This is a genomic window from Allobacillus halotolerans, assembly GCF_018967645.1.
In the GTDB taxonomy this organism is placed as follows: domain Bacteria; phylum Bacillota; class Bacilli; order Bacillales; family Alkalibacillaceae; genus Allobacillus; species Allobacillus halotolerans.
The window spans coordinates 1-1,613 of the sequence record NZ_JAHLZF010000050.1 but is presented as its reverse complement, the minus strand read 5'-3'; the positions used below and the strand labels follow the sequence as shown (position 1 = coordinate 1,613).

1 protein-coding gene is annotated in these 1,613 nt (G+C 58.1%); it reads left to right on the top strand.

All coding sequences use genetic code 11. The features are described from left to right. Positions 1-110: 110 nt before the first annotated feature. The coding region (locus KQ486_RS13930; protein ID WP_216687988.1) for an AMP-binding protein at positions 111-1,613 on the top strand (1,503 nt) is incomplete at its 3' end.

Below are 1,613 nucleotides of genomic sequence, written 5' to 3'. Positions count from 1 at the left end.
CTGCACGCTTCAAAAGCGCACGTCTGCCGCGCTGTTCTCCTCTTCCTCATCTCCGGGCCTTTCGACCTGCAGCCCAAGCTTGGCAATCCGGTACTGTTGGTAAAGCCACCATGGAAGATGCCAAAAACATTAAGAAGGGCCCAGCGCCATTCTACCCACTCGAAGACGGGACCGCCGGCGAGCAGCTGCACAAAGCCATGAAGCGCTACGCCCTGGTGCCCGGCACCATCGCCTTTACCGACGCACATATCGAGGTGGACATTACCTACGCCGAGTACTTCGAGATGAGCGTTCGGCTGGCAGAAGCTATGAAGCGCTATGGGCTGAATACAAACCATCGGATCGTGGTGTGCAGCGAGAATAGCTTGCAGTTCTTCATGCCCGTGTTGGGTGCCCTGTTCATCGGTGTGGCTGTGGCCCCAGCTAACGACATCTACAACGAGCGCGAGCTGCTGAACAGCATGGGCATCAGCCAGCCCACCGTCGTATTCGTGAGCAAGAAAGGGCTGCAAAAGATCCTCAACGTGCAAAAGAAGCTACCGATCATACAAAAGATCATCATCATGGATAGCAAGACCGACTACCAGGGCTTCCAAAGCATGTACACCTTCGTGACTTCCCATTTGCCACCCGGCTTCAACGAGTACGACTTCGTGCCCGAGAGCTTCGACCGGGACAAAACCATCGCCCTGATCATGAACAGTAGTGGCAGTACCGGATTGCCCAAGGGCGTAGCCCTACCGCACCGCACCGCTTGTGTCCGATTCAGTCATGCCCGCGACCCCATCTTCGGCAACCAGATCATCCCCGACACCGCTATCCTCAGCGTGGTGCCATTTCACCACGGCTTCGGCATGTTCACCACGCTGGGCTACTTGATCTGCGGCTTTCGGGTCGTGCTCATGTACCGCTTCGAGGAGGAGCTATTCTTGCGCAGCTTGCAAGACTATAAGATTCAATCTGCCCTGCTGGTGCCCACACTATTTAGCTTCTTCGCTAAGAGCACTCTCATCGACAAGTACGACCTAAGCAACTTGCACGAGATCGCCAGCGGCGGGGCGCCGCTCAGCAAGGAGGTAGGTGAGGCCGTGGCCAAACGCTTCCACCTACCAGGCATCCGCCAGGGCTACGGCCTGACAGAAACAACCAGCGCCATTCTGATCACCCCCGAAGGGGACGACAAGCCTGGCGCAGTAGGCAAGGTGGTGCCCTTCTTCGAGGCTAAGGTGGTGGACTTGGACACCGGTAAGACACTGGGTGTGAACCAGCGCGGCGAGCTGTGCGTCCGTGGCCCCATGATCATGAGCGGCTACGTTAACAACCCCGAGGCTACAAACGCTCTCATCGACAAGGACGGCTGGCTGCACAGCGGCGACATCGCCTACTGGGACGAGGACGAGCACTTCTTCATCGTGGACCGGCTGAAGAGCCTGATCAAATACAAGGGCTACCAGGTAGCCCCAGCCGAACTGGAGAGCATCCTGCTGCAACACCCCAACATCTTCGACGCCGGGGTCGCCGGCCTGCCCGACGACGATGCCGGCGAGCTGCCCGCCGCAGTCGTCGTGCTGGAACACGGTAAAACCATGACCGAGAAGGAGATCGTGGACTAT